Raw genomic sequence first — 18405 nt, 5'->3', positions numbered from 1 at the left:
AACTTCGGTGCGCCGCCCGGGGGCCGTGGGCCACCGAACCGGGCCGACCCCCGTCATCGGGTGGCGACGAGCAGGTCGTCCAGCACCAGGGTGCGCAGGTCGTCGCGGCTCGGCATCCGGCCCAGCGCGCGCAGCCGTCCGGACTGCGCCTTCCGCATCCCTTCCAGCAGCTTTCGGGCCTCACGCGCGTTACCGAAGTTCTGGTCCCGGTCGATCTGGCTGAACCACTCCAGCAGCCCGTCGGTCAGGCCGTCGAGCAGCATGTAGTCGTCGTTGCGGGCGATCCGGCCGACGATCTCGACCAGCTGCTCCGGGCTGTAGTTCTCGAACTCCAGGGTCTTGGCGAACCTGGAGGCCAGACCGGAGTTGGCGTCCAGGAAGGCCGCCATCTCGGTGGTGTAACCGGCCACGATGACGGCGACCTGGTCCCGGTGGTCCTCCATCAGCTTGACCAGCGTGTCGATGGCTTCCTGGCCGAAGTCGCCGCCGGTGCTCCCGGCTCGGGACAGGGTGTACGCCTCGTCGATGAAGAGCACCCCGCCCAGTGCCTCGTTGAACACCGAGGAGGTCTTCTCCGCGGTGTGGCCGATGTACTGGCCGACCAGGTCGCGCCGGGCGACCTCGCGGAACAGGCCGTTCGGCAGCACGCCGAGGGCCTTGAGCAGCTGACCGTAGAGGCGGGCCACAGTGGTCTTACCGGTACCCGGAGCGCCGGTGAAGATGAGGTGGTGACTGACCGCGCCGACCGACAGGCCGGCGTTGCGCCGCCACTCGTTGACCTGGATCTCGTCGATCAGCGAGCGGACCTCCGCCTTCACCCCCTCCAGGCCGATCATCGAGTCGAGCTCGGCGAGAAGTTCGTCGACCTTCTGCTCGTCCTTTCCGGCCGAGCCGCCCGAGCTGACGCCGGCCTTCGGCCGCCCGGCGGCCGGCTCGCTCTCGCGGAGCACGGTGCTCGCGCCCTCGGCGATCCGTACGCCCGGCTCGGCGGTGTGCTCGGTCCGGCAGCCCTCCACCACGCCGCCGCAGCCGCGCCCCACGTCGATGCCGACGCCGGGGGTGTCGTGCACCCAGCAGTCCACGATGGTGGGTCCGCTCTGCAGTGCCACCACTATGCCCGCGTCACCCGTGGCGGACACGTCACAGCGCTCGATGGTGGGGCGGGCGGCCTGGTAGACGTACATGCCGCGGAAGCCGCTGTTGACCACGGTGCAGTCGCGGACGGTCGGGTCGGCGCCGAGCCGGATGATGAGACCGTCCTCGGCCACGTCCCGGATCTCGCACTGTTCGATGGTGCCGCCGGCGTCGGAGATGACCATGCCGTGCTGCCCGCCGGTGACGGTCACCTCGACGGCGTCCAGCCGCGCGCCGTCGCCCACCGACACCGCTGCGGCGTAGCCCGCGCCGACCGTGCACTTCTCCATCCGGAGCCGGCCACCCGTCGCCTGGACGGCCGGGTGGTCGCCGCCCTTGACGACGAGCCCCTGGAGGGTCACCTCGCCGCTCGCGAAGCCGATCGCCGGCCGACCGGCGGCCTCGCCGTCCACCGTCACCGACCCGGACTCGCCGGCGGCGGACAGTGTTATCCGGCGGCCGTCGAGGCGTAGCGCCTCGCGGTAGACGCCGGGTTCGATCGAGACGACCGCACCGTCCGGCGCGATCTCAAGTGCGTCCGAGATGGTCGGACAGGCGCCGGGTCGATCAGGGGAGACAGTCAGCACGCGCACGATGGCCCCGCTCGGTCGTGGAAGGGACGGACCGGAACGCCCCTGGGGCGTCCGGCTCGAAGACTACCGGTCAGTCGACCCAGTCGAGAGTGCGCTGCACGGCCTTGCGCCAGTTGCGCAGCTCGCGGTCGCGGAGCGCCGGGTCCATCCGAGGCGCCCACTCGGCGTCGGAGCGCCAGTGGGCGCGCAGCGCGGCCAGATCGGGCCAGAACCCGACCGCGAGGCCGGCCGCGTACGCGGCGCCGAGGCAGGTGGTCTCGGTGATCCGGGAACGGACCACCGGGACGTCGAGCACGTCGGCGAGGAACTGCATGAGCAGGCTGTTGGCGGTCATGCCGCCGTCCACCCGCAGCCGTCGCAGGGCCACGTCCGAGTCGGCGTTCATCGCGTCGACCACCTCGCGGGTCTGCCAGGCGGTGGCCTCCAGCACCGCCCGGGCCAGATGGCCCTTGGTGATGTAGCCGGTCAGTCCCGCGATCACCCCCCGCGCGTCGCTGCGCCAGTGCGGGGCGAAGAGCCCGGAGAAGGCCGGCACCACGTAGCAGCCACCGTTGTCCTCGACCGTGCCGGCCAACTCCTCCACCTCCGCCGCGGTGGAGATCAGGCCCAGGTTGTCCCGCAGCCACTGGACCAGTGACCCGGTCACCGCGATCGCCCCCTCCAGGGCGTATGCGGCCGGCTGGCCGTCGATCCGGTAGGCGACCGTGGTGAGCAGACCGTGCGCCGAGGCGACCGCGCTCGCACCGGTGTTCATCAGTAGGAAGCTGCCGGTGCCGTACGTGCACTTGGCCTCGCCCGGCTGGAAGCAGGTCTGTCCGAACAGCGCGGCCTGCTGGTCGCCGAGGGCACTGGCCACCGGCACCCCGGCGAGCACCCCGGTGGCCGTTCCGTAGACCTCGGCGGAGCTGCGGATCTCCGGCAGCATCGCCGCCGGTACGCCCATCGCGGCGAGCAGCTCGCGATCCCAGTCGAGAGTGGAGAGGTTCATCAGCATCGTGCGGCTCGCGTTGGTCACGTCGGTGACGTGGCGGCCGGTCAGTTTCCAGATCAGCCAACTGTCCAAGGTGCCGAAGAGCACCTCGCCGGCCTCGGCGCGGGTGCGCAGCCCGTCGACGTTCTCCAGCAGCCAGCGCAGCTTCGGCCCGGCGAAGTAGGTCGCCAGTGGCAGCCCGGTGCGCTCCCGGAACCGCTGCTCGCCGTACGACTGGTCGAGTTCGCGCAGCAGCGGCGCGGTCCTGGTGTCCTGCCAGACGATCGCGTTCGCCACCGGGCGGCCGGTGACCCGGTCCCAGACGAGGGTGGTCTCCCGCTGGTTGGTGATGCCGACGGCGGCGAGACCGGCCGGGTCGGTGCCGGCTTCCCGCAACGCCTCGCGGACGACGTGCTCGACGTTCGCCCAGATCTCCTCGGCGTCGTGTTCGACCCAGCCGGGGCGCGGAAGGATCTGCCGGTGCTCGCGCTGCGCCACGGAGACGATCTCCCCGGCCCGGTCGAAGACGATGCACCTCGAGGAGGTGGTGCCCTGATCGATGGCGGCGACGTACTCTCCGGTCACGGCAGCACCGTACCCGCAGCGGCGCGGTCGCGCCGACCGTCGTCGGCCCCGGCGGCTCGGGTGCGACGACCTGTCGCGGCCCATCGCGCCCCGTGTGCCGGGCACGGCCGTACGATGTGCAGACGTGCGTGACATCGCCGTGTTCAGCGGATCCGCCCATCCGGAGCTCGCTGCCGAGATCTGTGCCCAGTTGGGCGTGCCACTGCGACCGGCGCGGGTGTCCCGGTTCGCCAACGACTGCCTCGAGGTGCAGCTACAGGCCAACTGCCGGGAGCGGGACGTCTTCCTGATCCAGCCGCTGGTGCCGCCGGTGCAGGAGCACCTGGTCGAGCTGCTGCTGATGATCGACGCCGCCCGGGGCGCCTCGGCCGGCCGGATCACCGTGGTGCTGCCGCACTACGCGTACGCCCGGTCGGACAAGAAGGACGCGCCGCGCATCTCGATAGGTGGTCGGCTCGTCGCCGACCTGCTCACCTCCGCCGGGGCGCACCGGGTACTGGCGATGACGCTGCACTCGCCGCAGGTGCACGGCTTCTTCAGTGTCCCCGTCGACCATCTGCACGCGTTGCGTGAGCTGGCCGGTCACTTCAAGCGTTACGACCTGACCAACACCGTGGTGGTCTCGCCCGACCTGGGCAACGCCAAGCAGGCGGCGGCCTTCGCCCGGATGCTCGGTACGCCGGTCGCGGCGGGCGCGAAGCAGCGGTTCAGCGACGACAAGGTCACCATCAGCGCGGTGATCGGTGACGTGGCGGGCCGGGACGTGATCGTGCTGGATGACGAGATCGCCAAGGGCAGCACGATGATCGAGCTGATGGACCACCTGCGCGAGCTGGAGGTCGGGTCGATCAGGCTGGCCTGCACGCACGGGCTCTTCTCGGGTGACGCGCTGGCCCGGCTCGGCGAGCAACCGGGGGTGTTGGAGATCGTCTGCACGAACACCGTGCCGATCCCGGCCGGGAAGCGGGGGCCGAAGCTGAAGGTGCTGTCGGTGGCGCCGGCGTTGGCCGAGGCGATGCGGCGGATCCACAACGGCGAGTCGGTCAGCGCGCTCTTCGGTTGAGCTGCGCCGTACGGTCAGTCGGGCCGGCTGGCCGGGGTGTGCGCGGGGACGGCGGTGGTGATCCGGACGACCGTGCCGGTCTCGCCGCTGATCACCTCCATGCTGTCGCTGAGTTTGCGGGCGAGCCAGAGGCCCCAGCCGCCGGCGGTGTCCGGCGCGGGTCGGCTCCGGTCGTCCAGCCGCTGGGTGCTGATGCCGAGCCCCTGGTCGGCGACTTCGCAGATCAGCCTTCCGTCACGCCGCCACAGCCGGAGTGAGCCGTGGCCACCGCCGTGCCGCACCGCGTTCGTGATCAGCTCGTTGACCGCGAGGATGAAGTCGTCGAGCCGCTGGTCGCGCAGGCCCGCCTCGTGGGCACAGGACGTGACCGAGTGACGCAACTCGGTCACCCGGCCCCGGTCGAAGGCTTCGGCGATGAGGAGGGCAGGTTCGATGGGCCCAACGGTACGCGGTACGCGAGGGTCGACGTTCGTCATGGCCCGTCCCGGCAGCGGATCTCGGAGTTTTTCGCGGCATTTCCACCGTACGTCAGGGTTTGCTGACGTGCATCAGCACCTCGTGCGCGTGTGACCGCCGCGGCTTCGCAGGCGGCCGGGCCTGTCGTCGCCGGGAAGGTTCGTGGTGCCGTCGTGGCTCGCCGTCGCGTTCCCCCGGGTGGCCGCGCCGATTGGTGGTGGCGCGGACCTGCGTGGCCGGCTGCGCGTGCCGCGTCGAGTCGATCCGGTCAGATCGAGTGCGGTGGTCGCGTCTCGTGCACGGCCAGTTCCTCGGCGGTGGCCCCGCCGCCGGCCGAGCCCGCGTCGTACGCGACGTTGTCGGTCTCCTGGTCGGTGTGCGACCCCTCGTCCGGTTCGACGAGCCGGCCCACCTCGGCGTCGGCGACGGTGCCGAGCTGGCCGTGGTCGTAGAGCGAGACCGCCGACTTCGGGTCCGAACTCGGTCCGGGATCCATCACGTCGGCGTCGAGCTGGGCCTGTGCCGCGGCCTCCTCGCTGTCCGCCTCGGCCGCGATGTCCGGGTCGACCGGACCGGCCAGCGGGTCGTCGGTGGGTCGTTCGAACTGCTCACGTTGGAGCTTGTAGTCCAGCGACTCGCCGTCGAGCTGCTCGTCGGCGGTGGTTCCGTAGCCGTCCACGGCGACGGGGGTCCGGTCGGCGGGCAACTGGGCCGGGTCCGGGCCGTCCGCCTCGCGACCGGTCAGCACGTCGTCGTTCGCGGTCGAGTCGTCGTCGGCGGTCCCCGGCAGGCCGTTCGCCTCCGGGTCGGACACGGGGGTCGGGTACTCGTCGTCGCGCATGACGGATCTCTACCCACTCGATCCGTCGATCATGCAGTTGGGCTGCCCCTCAAAGGCCGCGTAAGCGGCTATAGCGCCCAGCGGCAACCGCCGCGCGGCGGGCTCAGGCCGGGGCTGCGAGAACACACCAGACCAGCTTGCCGTCGGGGAGGGGAGTGCTTCCCCAACGGTCGGCGAGGGCGTCCACCAGCAGTAGACCCCGGCCGCCGATCGAGGTCGGCGAGGCCGGCCCGGCGAAGGCGGGCTGGTGCGTCGAGTGGTCGCGTACGGCCAGGTGTAGCGCCTCGCCGTCCGGGGCGACCCGTACCGTCATCGGCGTGCCGGCGTGCGCGACCACGTTGTTGACCAGTTCGGTGACCGCGATGCCACCGGCCTCGGCGAGCGCCGGCAAGCCCCACCGCACGCAGCCGTCGGTCACCAGTTCCCGCGCCTGCCGCGCCGAGCCGACCGCCGGGACGAGGTCGGCGCTGAGCACCGCCGCCATCGGTGACCGGGCGAGCGCATCCATGGCCGCGTCCAGGTCGGGCAGGACCGGCACCCCGGCCAGGGCCGGATCCAGCCGGTCGGCGCTGGGGTCACAGACCAGCAGACCCGCCGCGGGCCAGCCGGCGACCTCGCGCTGCACATCGGCGAAGACGGAACGGGCGGCCGGATCGGTGACCCGCAGGTCGGTCAGGTCGGCCACCACCGGGCCGGGACGGTCGCAGAGCCGGATGAGCAGCGCGTCGCGTACGGCGGGGACGCCGGCCGGTTCGAGCAGCCCGGTGAGCCGGACCACCGCCGAGGACTCGTCGGCCGTCAGGCGCCAGCGCGCTCCGGCCGAGTCGATCGTCGTCTCGTGCCCGGCCGCGGGCCGCTCGATCCGCGTCATGAGCGCTCCGTCCGCGTTCGCCGGGTGCGGGCGGCCATCGTGCCGACGGCCGTACCGGCCGCCGCGAGACCGAACGCGGCGGTCATCCGGATCAGTTGCCGGCGCCGGCCGTGCCAGCCGCCGTCGCGCCGGCCGTCCGCGTCGGCCCGGAACACGTTCCCCACGGTCTCCGGCCGGACACCCGGCCCGAACTGCGTCTTGTGCGCGTACCAGCCCAGCGTGCGCTCGGCGAGCGCCGGCGCCAGCCGCCACTGGAGGCCGATCAGCCGTGCCGCGCTGCCGGCGTACACCTCGCGGCGCGGCCGGCGCAGCAGGCGCACGATCGTCGTCGCCACCATCTCCGGTGGGTAGACCGGCGGCGGCGGTGTCACCTCCCGCCCGCTGTGGTTGGCGACGTGCCGGAAGAACGGGGTGTCGATGCTGGCCGGCAGGACCGTGCAGATCGAGATGGCGGACCGTCCGGTGACCCGCAGCTCCTGGCGGACCGTGTCGGCCAGGCCGCGCAGGCCGTGCTTGGTGGCGTTGTACGCCGACTGGTAGGGCATCGCCACCTCGGCCAGCACCGAGGCGTTGTTGACCACCACCCCGCCTCCGGCGGCGCCCAGATGCGGCAGCGCGGCCCGGATGCCGTGCACCGCACCGAGCAGATTGACCTCCAGCACCCGGCGGAACTCCTCCACCGGGATCTCGTCGAAGAGACCGACGGCACTCACCGCCGCGTTGTTGATCCACGCGTCGATCCGACCGAACTCCGCTGCCGCCCGGTCGGCCAGCCGCTCGACCGAGGCCGCGTCGGTGACGTCGGTCGGTACGACCAGCGCCCGGCCGCCGAGTTCCCGGCACCGCTCGGCGACCCGGACCAGGGCGGCCTCGCTCCGTGCCGCCAGCACCACCGCGGCCCGCTGGCGCGCCAGCGCGTACGCGGTGGCGGTGCCGATGCCGCTGGAGGCGCCAGTGATCACGACGGTGGCGGCGTCGAGGCTGCGCGTGAGTGGCATTTCCCGCCGGTACCCCCACCCGGGGTGGGTCATGCCGACGAAAGCCGTCGGATCACCACGCAAGTGATCAACAGGACGATGGCCGGGACGTTTGGTGGCCTCGTGGCGCAAGTGTCCGGGTGACTCGCCGGGCTCTTCCTGATCTGCCAGGTTTCGGCTTCTCGGGCCGTGGTTAATGGGACCCTCTGACCGGGAGGACCACCGTTGGATACATCGCATGGAGGTGACCCATGCGCGTCGGCCTCGTCTGCGCGCACGCCGGCCCGTCCAGGACGATCGACGGCCCGACCGTCGGCACCCATCAACACATCGCACGGGTCGCCGCCGAACTCGCCAAACGAGGCCATGACGTCCGGGTCTACGAACGCCGGGACGACCCCGCGCTGCCGGCGACCCTCGACCTCGACGGCTACCAGGTGGAGCGCGTCCCCGTCGGGCCCGCCGAACCGTTGCCCACGGCCGAACTGATCCCCTACGTGGCGGAGTTCGGCGGGTGGTTGACCGACCGTTGGACCGGCGAACGATCCCCGGAGGTGGTGCACGGTCACTACTGGGTCGGTGGGCTGGCCGCGGCGCACGCGGTGCGCGAGACGGCCATCCCGGTCGTGCAGACCTTCCACTCGCTCGGCATCGAGCAGCTGCGCCACCTCGGCCGGGCGTACGACGGCCCGGGAGAACGGATCCCGCTGGAGCGGGCACTGACCCGGGCGGTGGACGTGGCGGTCGCCCAGTGCAACGACGAGGTCGACGAGCTGACCCGGATGGGACTGCAACGCACCGCGGTCGCGATGGTGCCCACCGGGGTGGACGTCGAAAAGTTCCATCCCGACGGCGAGGCGGCTCCCCGCGACCAGCGGGCTCGGATCCTCTCCGTCGGCGGGCTCGCCCCCGGACACGGCCAGGACGATCTGATCCAGGCCATGCGGTTGGTCGGCGACGCCGAGCTGGTGATCGCCGGCGGACCGCCGCTCGAACAGCTGGACAACCACGCCGAGGCGCGCCGGCTGCGCGAACTCGCGGAGCGCAACGGAGTGGGCGAGCAGGTACGCCTGGTGGGGGCGGTGCCGCACGACCAGATGGCCACCTGGTACCGGTCGGCGGACGTGGTGGCCTGCACCCCGCACTACTCCTCCGCCGGGCGGGTCTCGCTGGAGGCGATGGCCTGCGGTGTGCCGGTGGTCGGCTACGCGATGGGCGGCATCGCCGACGCGGTGGTCGACGAGGTGACCGGGCGGCTCGTGCCGCCGGGCGACGTACGCACGCTCGGGGTGACGCTCCGGCGGCTGCTCGCGGACAACGCGGGCCGGTTCGCGTACGGTCACGCGGCCGTGGACCGGGTGCGGTGCAGCTACACCTGGGAGCGGACCGCCGGGGCGCTGGAACGCCTCTACGAGCGGGTGATGAGCCGGCGCAAGCCGGTCGAGGCCTGAGATCCCGTCAGGTCACCGCGCAGCCCTGCGCTCGGCCCGGGGGCGGCTTCGGGGCCCGGTGGCCTCAGTGCGGAGCTACGACGCCGGCCATGGCGGGCTCGTCGGCCCGGGCCAACGCGGGGTGGTGCTGCGGCTCGGCGTACCGGGTCAGGCCGATCACCGCGGCGAGGGTGATCAGGAAACCGGCGCCGGCCAGCCACTCCCGGCCCGGCCAGATCTTGTCGTTGAGCAGCAGCAACCCGACGACCGCTGCGGGTACCGCGCCGGCCGCGTCCATCGCCGCCACCGCCGCGGTCGTGGAGCCCCGCTGCATCGCCAGGCCGAGCAGCAGCTGCCCGACGATCGAGTGCGCGACCAGGAGGTAGAGCAGCGGGTTACGGGCGAACGCCTCGGCCGACGGTGTGGAGGCGAGCGGTCGGGCGGCCACCGCGGCGGCGGCGAACGCCAGCCCGGCCAGCGACCCGAGGGCCACCGACCCGGGCGACCCGTGCAGCCGGACCGCGAAGAAACCGAGGACGGCGATGAGCCCGAGCACCAGCAGCAGGCCGAGCAGGGCCCCGGGGCCGAGCTGCCGCGACGGCGCCGGTCGGGCGGCCAGCACCAGCGCGCTGATCCCGGCGAAGAGCAACACCAGCAGCACCACCTCGGCGACCGGTAGTCGCCATTTCAGCACCACCACGCCGAGGATGGCGGTCACGCCGAGCCCGGCGGCCACGCTCGACTGCACCAGGAAGAGCGGCAGGTCGCGGCGGGCCAGGAAGGCCAGCAGGAAGCCGCCGAGCTGGCAGGCCACACCGACCAGGTAGGTACGGTGCCCGGCCAGTCGCAACAGCAGCCCGGGATCGAAAGTGTGGTGCACCGTCGTGCGTGCCGCGGCCACCGACTGGAGCAGGTTGGCGACGCCGTACGCGACGATCATGGCGGCGAGGAAGCACCAGCCGGAGGAGACCACCTGGCGAGGATAGAGGTTGACGAGGGTCAGCGCTCGGCTGGCCGACCGAGCCGGCCGAGGATGTCGGGGTGCAGGGCGCCGTTGCTGGCCACCACGCTGTGCTCGGTGCCGGCACCACCCGCGGGGGCCGGTGCGCCCGCCAGGTCGGTGACGGCGCCGCCCGCCTCGAGCACGATCGGCACCAGCGCCGCGACGTCCCAGAGCGACAGCTCCGGATCCACCATCACGTCCAGCGCCCCCTCGGCCAGCAGCACGTAGCCGTAGAAGTCGCCGTACGCGCGGCTGCGCCAGCAGTCACGCATGAGGTCGAGCATCGCGTCCAGCCGTCCGGCGGCCTCCCACCCCGTCAACGAGGAGTAGCAGAAGCTGGCGTCGGAAAGTTTCCGCACCGCGGAGACGTGGATCGGCTCGCCGCTGTCCCGGTCCGGTCCGGCCCAGGCGCCCGCGCCGGCCGCGGCCCACCAGCGGCGTCCCAGCGCCGGGGCGGAGACCAGCCCGAGCACCGGCCGGTCCTGCTCGAGCAGGGCGATCAGGGTGCCCCAGATCGGCACGCCCCGGACGAAGTTCTTGGTGCCGTCGATCGGGTCGATCACCCAGCGCCGCCCATCCGGCCCGGCGGGCGGGGTGTCGCCGTACTCCTCGCCGATCAGTCCGTCCGCCGGGCGGTGCTCGGCCAGCAGGGCGCGGATGGCCCGTTCGACGGCGGTGTCCGCGTCGGAGACCGGCGTCAGGTCGGGCTTCGACTCGACGCGCAGGTCGAGCGCCCGGAACCGGGCGGTCGAGATGGCGTCCGCGGCGTCGGCGAGGCGGTGGGCGAGGGCGAGATCGTCGGCGTACCCGGTCATGCGGGCAACCTAGCCGACCCGGCGCGGATCATCCGAGGGCGGGCGGTTCGCCGCGGGGCTCCGGCTCACCGCGCGCGTCGCCGTCGCCGGCCCGGGAGGCGAGCAGCCGGCGGTACGACGCGAGCCGGCGCGGATCGGCCTTGCCGGCGGCCACCCACGCGTCCAGCCCGCACTCCGGCGCGTCGGCCGTGTGCGGGCAGTTGGCCGGGCAGTTGAGCGTCCCCTCGACCAGATCGGGGAAGCCGTGCAGCAGGCTGTCGGCGGAGACGTGCGCCAGCCCGAAGCTGCGTACGCCCGGTGTGTCGATGATCCAGCCGACGCCGTCCCCGCCGGGCGTCGGCGGCAGGCGCAGCGCCACGGCGCTGGTCGAGGTGTGCCGGCCGCGGCCGATCGCGCTGACCGTGCCGACCGCCCGGGCCGCCTCGGGGACCAGCCGGTTGACCAGCGTCGACTTGCCCACCCCGGAGTGCCCGACGAGCACCGAGATCCTACCGGCGAGCAGCGCCCGCAGCGCGTCCAGCTCCGAATCGGGCCGGATCAGCACGTACGGCAGCTCCAGCTCGGCGTAGTAGTCGAGCACTGCCTCCGGCCCGGCCAGGTCGGCCTTGGTGAGGCAGAGCAGTGGCTCGATGTCCGCGTCGTACGCGGCCACCAGGCAGCGGTCGATGAACCCGGTGCGTGGCGGCGGGTCGGCCAGCGCGCTGACGATCACCAGCTGGTCGGCGTTGGCCACCACCACCCGTTCCAGCCGTCCCTCGGCGGTGGTCTCGTCGTCGTCGGCGGTACGCCGCAGCACCGACGACCGCTCGGCGATCCGGACGATCCGGGCCAGTGCGCCGGGTACGCCGGAGGTGTCGCCGACCAGGGCGACCCGATCGCCGACCACTACCGACTTGCGACCCAGCTCGCGGGCGCGCATCGCGGTGACCATGGCTGCTTCCCGCACGGTGCCGTCGAGCACGCAGGTGTAGCGCCCCCGGTCCACGGCGACGACGAAGCCCTCCACGGCGTCGGCGTGCTGCGGGCGGGTGCGGGTACGCGGCCGCGAGGACCTGCCGGGTCGGACCCGTACGTCGTCCTCGTCGTATTCTCGCCGTTTGGTCGCCAGGACCGCCCCTCCGTCGCGTCAGCTCTTGCCCGTCACCATCGCTGACCATAGTGCCGGGAATTCGGGCATGGTCTTCGAGGTACAGGCGACGTCGTCGACCTCGATGCCGGGCACGGCGAGCCCGGCCACCGCGGCGGCGTGCGCCATCCGGTGGTCGGCGTAGGTGCGGAACGTGCCGCCGCGCAGCGGGCGGGGCCGGATGTGCAGCCCGTCGTGGGACTCGGTGAGGTCGGCGCCGAGCGCGGTGAACTCCCGCGCCAGCGCGGCGATCCGGTCGGTCTCGTGGCCGCGGATGTGCGCCACCCCGGTGAACCGGGACGGCGAGTCGGCCAGCATGGCCAGCGCGGTCAGCGCCGGAGTCAGCTCGCTGACGTCGGAGAGATCCGCCTCCAGACCGTGCACCGAGCCGGTGCCGCGTACGGTCAGCCCGTCGGTGGAGAGGGTCACCTCGCCGCCCATCCGCTGCAGCAGCTTCCGCAGTCGCTCGACCGGTTGGGCGCTGCTGTGCGGCCATCCCTGGAGGGTGACCTCGCCGCCGGTGACCAGGGCGGCGGCGAAGAACGGCACGGCACCGGACAGGTCGGGCTCGATCTGCCAGCCACGACCGGCGATCGGCCCCGGCTCGACCGCCCAGACGTCGGCGACGGTGTCGTCGACGGCGGCGCCGGCGGCGCGCAGCATCTGCACGGTCATCCGTAGGTGCGGCGCGGACGGTACCGGCGGGCCGACGTGCCGGACCACCACTCCGCGGTCGAAGCGGGGTGCGGCCAGCAGCAGGCCGGAGACCAGCTGGCTGGAGGCGGAGGCGTCGATGACGACCTCGCCGCCGGCGACCCGACCGGCCCCGAGCACGGTGAGCGGGAGGCTCTGGGGGCCTTCGACGTCGATCCGGACGCCGAGCGAGCGCAACGCCCCGATCAGCGGGCCGAGCGGGCGGGTCCGGGCGTGCGGGTCGCCGTCGAAGGTGATCCGCCCGTCGGCCAGTCCGGCGACCGGCGGTGCGAAGCGCATCACCGTGCCGGCCAGGCCGACGTCGACGTGGGCGGGGCCGACGAGCCGGTGCGGTCGGACGAGCCAGCGCTCGTCGTCGCTGATCGACACGTGCGCGCCCATGCCGCGCAGGCCGGCGGCCATCAGTTCGGTGTCTCGCGCGCGCAGCGGCCCGGCCAGCGTCGACGGACCGCCGGCCAGCGCGCTGAGGACCAGCGCGCGGGCGGTCATCGACTTGGATCCGGGCAGGCGCAGCGTGGCCGCGACCGGGTCGGAGGCGGTCGGTGCGGTCCACGGCTGCAGCGGCCGGGTCGCGGTCGGATTCCCCACGGTTACATTCTGCCGTGTCCGTCGGCCCGGCGACGCCGGCCGCCCGGCAGTCGGGACAGCCGGAGGGGTGTCCGGCGGGTTAGCGTGTGCGACATGTGCGGCAGGTACGCGACGACTCGGAGCTCCGGCGAGCTGAGCGCCATCTTCGAGTCGTCCGACGACACCGCCGGCGAGTTGGGCCCGGACTACAACGTGGCGCCCACCGACCCGGTCCCGCTGGTGCGGTTGAGCCCGGAGGGGCATCGTGCCCTCTGCGTGGGCCGGTGGGGCTTCCTGCCGCACTGGGCCCGCAGCGCCGCCGGGGCCGCACGGATGATCAACGCCCGCGCGGAGACGGTGGCGACCAGCCGGGCGTACGCCGGTGCCTTCGCCCGGCGCCGCTGCCTGGTGCCGGCCGACGGGTGGTACGAGTGGGTGCGCTCGCCCGAGGGTCGGCAGGCGTACTACATGACCCCTGCGGACGGCTCGGTGCTGGCCTTCGCCGGCATCTGGTCGACCTGGGGTTCCGGTGCCGGGGAGCGGCTCACGTTCAGCGTGCTCACCACCGCCGCGCTCGGCGAGCTGGCCGAGGTGCACGACCGGATGCCGGTGTTGCTGCCGCGGGAGCGCTGGGCCTCGTGGCTGGCTTCCGCGGCGGATCCGGCCGAGCTGCTCGCCCCGGCGCCGCCCGAGTGGCTCGCCGGGCTGGAGATCCGTCCGGTCGGCCCCGCGGTGGGCGACGTACGCAACGACGGGCCGCGGCTGACCGCGCGGGTGCCGCTCGCTCGCGGTGCCGACGTGGTGGAGCCGACCCTGTTCTGATAGTGGCTTGCGCATTGTCGCGTACCGATTTGCCGGTGTTCGGGGCGAAACGTCTCCCGGCCGTTCAGCCATCTTCCCGATAGCCCCTTGTGACGCCCTCCACAAGTGCGGTAGAACACAGCGCCGGTGGTGAGTGTCGATCCGCAGGGGGCGGACGACACCCATCGATCTTGCCGGTCCCACGGGGGAGGTGGGTGGATGACCCGGGCGCGTATGCCCCGCCCGCACGAGGTTGCTGCCGCACGACGAGATCCGCGTCTGCTCCGCGCGCTGCGCGAACGACGTGAGGACGAGGCGTGGCGGACCAGAGGCACCTGCCAGACTGTCGATCCGGAGACGTTCTTTCCCGCGCCGAACGAGCCCGCCGACGCGGCGGTCGCGCTCTGCCGCAGCTGCGAGGTGCAGGGTTCGTGCCTCGCCTGGGCGCTCGACGTGGGCGACTGCCACGGCGTGTGGGGCGGGACGACGCCCCGGGAACGCCGAGCCATGCTGGTCGCCTGGCGTGGCGAGGTCCAACCGGATCCGGAGGCCGTCGAGGAGGCCGGCCCACCGGTCCGCGACCGCCTGCTCACGCTCGTCCCGCTCAGCTGAGCCGCCGGGCGGGCCGCTCGCCGTGCACGGATCGAACACCCCGCTGTCGGGGTGACGCGCGCAGACCCGCGGCCCGGCGAAGTCGAACCTCGTCGGCTCCGTCGGGCCGGGTCCGGGCGTCACACCGGTCGCCGGGGACGAGAATGGGCCGGTGACACAGCACGACGAGATCACCACGCCCCGCGGCCCGGCCCGGGTCGACACCGACCTGCCCGCCGGCCCCGCCGCGTCCCTGCTCGTACTCGGGCACGGCGCGGGTGGCGACGTCGACGCCCCGGACCTGCTCGCGGTACGGGACGAGGCGGTGGCCGCCGGCGTCGCCGTGGTCCGGGTGACCCAGCCGTACCGGGTGGCCGGTCGGCGCGCGCCCGCGCCCGCTGGGCACCTCGACGAGGCGTGGACCGCGGTGCTCGCCGTGCTGCGGGAGCGGCACCAGGGCGTTCCCGTGATCGTGGGCGGGCGGTCCAGCGGCGCCCGGGTTGCCTGCCGGACGGCCGGCGCGGTCGGCGCGGTCGGCGTCGTGGCTCTGGCCTTTCCACTGCACCCGCCGGGTCGGCCGGAGCGGTCCCGAGCGGCGGAGTTGCTGACCGGTCTGCCGACCCTGGTGGTCAACGGCGACCGGGACCCGTTCGGAGTGCCCGAGGCGAGCCCGGGCGTGACCGTGGTGACCCGTCCCGGCGAGGTGCACGACCTGCGGAAGGACCCGTCCGGCGTGGCCGCGGTGGTGCGGGACTGGCTGCGCGGGCAGGGCTGGGCGAAGAACTGACCGGCGGCGGCCGGGACGGGACGTCGGTCACCTGTCGGCGCCGCAGATCAGCGGGGCCGTACCGGCTGTCCGGCCACCCGCGGTGGGCGCCGGGGACGGTGCCGCGTCCGGAAGGAGCCGTTTCCGGCGGCGGAGGAGGGTCGTTGCATCGGATGGTGCCGACGTCCGGTTCGGGTGGCGGAACCATCCTCCCAGGCCCTTCCTGGTCCCAGCGCCGGTCGCACCGACGCCGGGACCAGGAAAGGGGGGCGGCGAGCGGCGAGCGACTCGACCTCGCCGGGACGCGGTGCCCGGCCCCGTCGGGACAGCCGGTATTCCGCTGGACCCGATTCGATCAGCGGTGCCTCCCGGAATGCCCCACCGCACACCCGCGTTACTACCCCCGGGACGACTTTTCTTCGCGGAGGGGGGACCGGGTGCCGATCGAGACACGGAGCCGGGAGCGGGACGACCGGGACGTGCGGCAGCTACGGCAGCTGCTCGCCGGACCTGAGTGGTCCGTCACATCGGGCGCAACGGCAGTGGTGAGCACGAGCACACCGGCCCGAAGTGAATCTGCGGGCAGGTCCGTACGCGTATCCTCGGCGGGAAAGCATCCGACGCGAGGGGATGTGCGGTTGACCACCGAGAAGACGGACGAGCGCAGGGAACGCTTTGAGCGGGACGCGATGCCATTCGTCGATCAGCTCTACGCTGCTGGGTTGCGCATGACGCGTAACCCGGCGGATGCCGAGGACCTGGTCCAGGAGACCTACCTGAAGGCGTACGCCGCCTTCCACCAGTTCGAGCAGGGTACGAATCTCAAGGCCTGGCTCTATCGGATCCTGACGAACACCTACATCAACTCCTACCGGCGGCGGCAGCGCCAGCCGGTGCAGGCGCCGACCGATGAGATCACCGACTGGCAGCTTGCCGAGGCCGAGTCGCACACCTCCAGTGGGCTGCGTTCGGCGGAGACCGAGGCGCTGGACCGGCTGCCGGACAGCGACGTCAAGGAGGCCCTCCAGCAGTTGCCGGAGGAGTTCCGCATGGCGGTCTACCTGACCGATGTCGAGGGCTTCTCCTACAAGGAGGTCGCCGACATCATGGGTACGCCGATCGGCACGGTGATGTCGCGTCTGCACCGCGGTCGGCGTAATCTGCGCAAGCTGCTGGAGCAGTACGCCAAGGAGCGCGGCTTCTCCGCCGCGACCAAGGGCTCGACCGCTCCCGCCGGCCGGGAGGTGTGACGTGAGCCGTGGAGAGCCGCACGAAACGGACTGCCATGAGGTCCTCGCGGAGGTATACCTCTACCTGGACCTCGAGTGCGCCGATGAGCGGCGCACGCTGATCCGGCACCATCTCGACGAATGCGGGCACTGCCTGCGGGAGTACGGCATCGAGCAGGAGGTCAAGGCGCTGGTGGCGCGTTGCTGCGGCAACGAGACAGCGCCGGAGGAGTTGCGCGAGCGGCTCCGTGTCAAGCTCACCGAGTTGGTCGTCTTCGAGAGCAGCGAGTCGCGCGAACTGGCCGACTGAGAACCAATACGCACGGTGGCCCGGGTCGATGTTCGACCCGGGCCACCGGCGTCCCGGCCGGGGCCGGGTCAGCTGACTGGTCGTCGGCGGGGTCACCCGCCGCGAGGTCAGGAGTTGGGGCGCTTGCCGTGGTTGGCGCCGCTCTTCTTACGGGCCTTCTTCTTACGGGCCTTCTTCGCCATGGTGACCTCCTTGTGATGGTCGGATCCGGCTTGACGACCTCGGCGCCGGTGCAGTCACCGGCCGCCCGGCACCGGGTCCGACCCGCTGATGCTAGTGCGGCCCGCGTCGGCCACGCCGCGCCGGGGCGGCGGCCACCCGGCGAGTCCGTGGCGACCGTCCGCGTAGGGGTGCCTACCCGGCCGCTCGGCGCTCACGCCCGCGCGGCCGCATGATTGGATACGTCGTCAGGTAACCATGAGAGGGAGGGTCCTGGAGATGGCCGAGGAGATCCGCGCCGAGATGGTGGCGAACGTCTGGAAGGTCGTCGCGTCGCAGGGCGACTCGGTGTCGGAGGGGGACACCCTGGTGATCCTCGAGTCGATGAAGATGGAGATCCCCGTCGTCGCCGAGTCCGACGGGATCCTGCAGCGGCTCGCCGTCAACGAGGGTGACGTGGTGCAGGACGGCGACCTGATCGCCGTGATCGCTTGACGGGGCTGAACGTCCGGGCCGCCACGCCTGCCGACTTCCCCGCGATCGCCCGGCTGACGGTGGCCGCGTACGAGGCGGACGGGCAGCTCAAGGGGGAGAACGGCTACGGCGCGGTGCTGGCGGACGTACCGACCCGGGCGGAGAACGGCACGGTGCTGGTCGCCGAGGACGCGGCCGGCCGGGTGCTCGGCTCGGTCACCTTCGTGCTGCCCGGCACCCGGTACGCCGAACTCGCGGATCCCGGCGAGGCGGAGTTCCGGATGCTCGCCGTCGACCCCGCGGCGCAGGGACTCGGGGCGGGAGCCGCGTTGGCCCGGGCGTGCATCGACCGTGCCGGTGAACTCGGCTGCTCGGCCGTGATGATCTGCGTCCGCGACGGGATGGCCGAGAAGGCGCGGCGTCTCTACGACCTGCTCGGCTTCGTCCGTATGCCGGAGAAGGACTGGTCGCCGTTGCCCGGGGTCCAGCTGCTGGCCCTTCGCCTCGAGCTGGCCCGGGCCTGACCCGCCCGCCGACAGCCGGCCCCGGGCCGCGGCGAGCGGCGCCGCCACGTTCTTCCGGTCGATCGGCGGATCGTTCGGCATCTCACTGTTCGGCGCCATCTTCGCCAACCGGCTCGCCGGCTCGGCCGCGGGAGGCGCGTTCGGCGGCGGCGGCGAGGGCGGCGGACAGCTGGACCTCGAGCAGTTGAAGGAACTGCCCGCCCAGGCGCGTGAGTTGGTGCTCGCCGGCCTCGCGGACGCCATCTCGCACGTGTTCTGGTGGGCGGTGCTCTTCACCGTCGCCGTGCCGGTGCTCGCCTGGTTCATCAAGGAGATCCCGCTGCGGACGGCCAACGAGCAGCCGGCGCAGACCACCGCCGCGGAGACCGAGCCGGCCTCCGTCGCCTGACCCCGCACCCTCGCGGTG

Annotated in this window: 19 protein-coding genes and 1 pseudogene; 10 read left to right on the top strand and 10 right to left on the bottom strand. The window is 72.8% G+C overall.

Going from position 1 to position 18405, the window contains the following annotated elements:
* Positions 1-53 precede the first annotated feature (53 nt).
* Positions 54-1730: a right-handed parallel beta-helix repeat-containing protein gene (locus ABZS42_RS00685; RefSeq protein ID WP_355141353.1), complete on the bottom strand. Its 1677-nt coding sequence runs from the start codon at positions 1728-1730 to the stop codon at positions 54-56.
* A gap of 67 nt (positions 1731-1797) precedes the next feature.
* Complete coding sequence (glpK, locus tag ABZS42_RS00680; RefSeq protein WP_355141072.1) at positions 1798-3282, bottom strand: glycerol kinase GlpK; 1485 nt, start codon at positions 3280-3282, stop codon at positions 1798-1800.
* A 124-nt stretch (positions 3283-3406) separates the two neighbouring features.
* On the opposite strand from glpK, the gene ABZS42_RS00675 reads away from it, so the two are divergent.
* Positions 3407-4345: a ribose-phosphate pyrophosphokinase gene (locus ABZS42_RS00675; RefSeq protein ID WP_355141070.1), complete on the top strand. Its 939-nt coding sequence runs from the start codon at positions 3407-3409 to the stop codon at positions 4343-4345.
* Between the two features lie 14 nt (positions 4346-4359).
* Here the strand turns inward: ABZS42_RS00675 and ABZS42_RS00670 are convergent, their stop codons facing one another.
* The 4 genes from ABZS42_RS00670 to ABZS42_RS00655 form a co-directional block, all read right to left on the bottom strand.
* Positions 4360-4821 (bottom strand): ATP-binding protein, encoded by a 462-nt coding sequence (locus ABZS42_RS00670; RefSeq protein WP_355141068.1) that lies wholly within the window; start codon positions 4819-4821, stop codon positions 4360-4362.
* Positions 4822-5069: 248 nt separating this feature from the next.
* On the bottom strand, positions 5070-5642 hold the full coding sequence (locus ABZS42_RS00665) for a DUF5709 domain-containing protein (RefSeq protein ID WP_355141066.1): 573 nt from the start codon (positions 5640-5642) through the stop codon (positions 5070-5072).
* 103 nt (positions 5643-5745) lie between these two features.
* The gene (locus ABZS42_RS00660) at positions 5746-6513 is read right to left on the bottom strand and encodes an ATP-binding protein (RefSeq protein ID WP_355141064.1); all 768 of its coding nucleotides are present in this window, start codon (positions 6511-6513) and stop codon (positions 5746-5748) included.
* The gene (locus tag ABZS42_RS00655) at positions 6510-7511 is read right to left on the bottom strand and encodes an SDR family oxidoreductase (protein WP_355141062.1); all 1002 of its coding nucleotides are present in this window, start codon (positions 7509-7511) and stop codon (positions 6510-6512) included. Before ABZS42_RS00655 ends, ABZS42_RS00660 begins: the two co-directional genes overlap by 4 nt.
* Positions 7512-7741: 230 nt before the next feature.
* Between ABZS42_RS00655 and ABZS42_RS00650 the strand changes: the two genes are divergently transcribed.
* Positions 7742-8941 carry a glycosyltransferase gene (locus ABZS42_RS00650; RefSeq protein WP_355141060.1) on the top strand — a complete coding sequence of 400 codons (1200 nt, stop codon included), beginning with the start codon at positions 7742-7744 and terminating at the stop codon, positions 8939-8941.
* Between the two features lie 64 nt (positions 8942-9005).
* Here the strand turns inward: ABZS42_RS00650 and ABZS42_RS00645 are convergent, their stop codons facing one another.
* From ABZS42_RS00645 to aroA, 4 genes are all read right to left on the bottom strand, one after another.
* Positions 9006-9860 (bottom strand): hypothetical protein, encoded by an 855-nt coding sequence (locus tag ABZS42_RS00645; RefSeq protein WP_355141351.1) that lies wholly within the window; start codon positions 9858-9860, stop codon positions 9006-9008.
* Between the two features lie 59 nt (positions 9861-9919).
* Complete coding sequence (gene hisN, locus ABZS42_RS00640; RefSeq protein ID WP_355141058.1) at positions 9920-10738, bottom strand: histidinol-phosphatase; 819 nt, start codon at positions 10736-10738, stop codon at positions 9920-9922.
* 28 nt (positions 10739-10766) lie between these two features.
* On the bottom strand, positions 10767-11744 hold the full coding sequence (gene rsgA / locus ABZS42_RS00635; protein WP_355141056.1) for a ribosome small subunit-dependent GTPase A: 978 nt from the start codon (positions 11742-11744) through the stop codon (positions 10767-10769).
* A gap of 120 nt (positions 11745-11864) precedes the next feature.
* Positions 11865-13166, bottom strand: a complete 1302-nt coding sequence (gene aroA, locus ABZS42_RS00630) for a 3-phosphoshikimate 1-carboxyvinyltransferase (protein ID WP_355141054.1) — start codon at positions 13164-13166, stop codon at positions 11865-11867.
* A 93-nt stretch (positions 13167-13259) separates the two neighbouring features.
* Here aroA and ABZS42_RS00625 point away from each other — a divergent pair, with 93 nt between their 5' ends.
* The 8 genes and pseudogenes from ABZS42_RS00625 to ABZS42_RS00590 all read left to right on the top strand — a co-directional run.
* Positions 13260-13967, top strand: coding sequence for an SOS response-associated peptidase (locus ABZS42_RS00625; protein WP_355141052.1), 708 nt, complete (start codon positions 13260-13262; stop codon positions 13965-13967).
* Between the two features lie 198 nt (positions 13968-14165).
* On the top strand, positions 14166-14558 hold the full coding sequence (locus ABZS42_RS00620; RefSeq protein WP_355141050.1) for a WhiB family transcriptional regulator: 393 nt from the start codon (positions 14166-14168) through the stop codon (positions 14556-14558).
* Positions 14559-14709: 151 nt separating this feature from the next.
* On the top strand, positions 14710-15324 hold the full coding sequence (locus ABZS42_RS00615; protein ID WP_355141048.1) for an alpha/beta family hydrolase: 615 nt from the start codon (positions 14710-14712) through the stop codon (positions 15322-15324).
* Between the two features lie 416 nt (positions 15325-15740).
* Positions 15741-16553, top strand: coding sequence for a sigma-70 family RNA polymerase sigma factor (locus ABZS42_RS00610; RefSeq protein ID WP_355141046.1), 813 nt, complete (start codon positions 15741-15743; stop codon positions 16551-16553).
* A gap of 1 nt (position 16554) precedes the next feature.
* Positions 16555-16842, top strand: a complete 288-nt coding sequence (gene rsrA, locus ABZS42_RS00605) for a mycothiol system anti-sigma-R factor (RefSeq protein WP_355141044.1) — start codon at positions 16555-16557, stop codon at positions 16840-16842.
* A 432-nt stretch (positions 16843-17274) separates the two neighbouring features.
* The gene (locus tag ABZS42_RS00600) at positions 17275-17496 is read left to right on the top strand and encodes a biotin/lipoyl-binding carrier protein (protein WP_355141349.1); all 222 of its coding nucleotides are present in this window, start codon (positions 17275-17277) and stop codon (positions 17494-17496) included.
* Complete coding sequence (locus ABZS42_RS00595) at positions 17493-17999, top strand: GNAT family N-acetyltransferase (RefSeq protein ID WP_355141042.1); 507 nt, start codon at positions 17493-17495, stop codon at positions 17997-17999. Before ABZS42_RS00600 ends, ABZS42_RS00595 begins: the two co-directional genes overlap by 4 nt.
* A gap of 28 nt (positions 18000-18027) precedes the next feature.
* Positions 18028-18387, top strand: a pseudogene (locus ABZS42_RS00590) (MFS transporter); the annotation flags it as partial.
* Positions 18388-18405: the final 18 nt, after the last annotated feature.

Origin of the sequence: Micromonospora sp. NPDC005367, from assembly GCF_040606825.1 — a bacterium.
Taxonomy (GTDB): Bacteria; Actinomycetota; Actinomycetes; order Mycobacteriales; family Micromonosporaceae; genus Micromonospora.
The sequence above is the reverse complement of the archived record's forward strand: the minus strand, read 5'-3'. Positions and strand labels throughout refer to the sequence as shown.

Excerpts from the sequence above, each read along its gene's own strand:
- ABZS42_RS00670 (WP_355141068.1), bottom strand. The coding sequence starts at position 4,821 with ATGACGAACGTCGACCCTCGCGTACCGCGTACCGTTGGGCCCATCGAA.
- ABZS42_RS00665 (WP_355141066.1), bottom strand. The coding sequence starts at position 5,642 with ATGCGCGACGACGAGTACCCGACCCCCGTGTCCGACCCGGAGGCGAAC.
- ABZS42_RS00660 (WP_355141064.1), bottom strand. The coding sequence starts at position 6,513 with ATGACGCGGATCGAGCGGCCCGCGGCCGGGCACGAGACGACGATCGAC.
- ABZS42_RS00655 (WP_355141062.1), bottom strand. The coding sequence starts at position 7,511 with ATGCCACTCACGCGCAGCCTCGACGCCGCCACCGTCGTGATCACTGGC.
- ABZS42_RS00650 (WP_355141060.1), top strand. The coding sequence starts at position 7,742 with ATGCGCGTCGGCCTCGTCTGCGCGCACGCCGGCCCGTCCAGGACGATC.
- ABZS42_RS00645 (WP_355141351.1), bottom strand. The coding sequence starts at position 9,860 with ATGATCGTCGCGTACGGCGTCGCCAACCTGCTCCAGTCGGTGGCCGCG.
- hisN (WP_355141058.1), bottom strand. The coding sequence starts at position 10,738 with ATGACCGGGTACGCCGACGATCTCGCCCTCGCCCACCGCCTCGCCGAC.
- ABZS42_RS00625 (WP_355141052.1), top strand. The coding sequence starts at position 13,260 with ATGTGCGGCAGGTACGCGACGACTCGGAGCTCCGGCGAGCTGAGCGCC.
- ABZS42_RS00620 (WP_355141050.1), top strand. The coding sequence starts at position 14,166 with ATGACCCGGGCGCGTATGCCCCGCCCGCACGAGGTTGCTGCCGCACGA.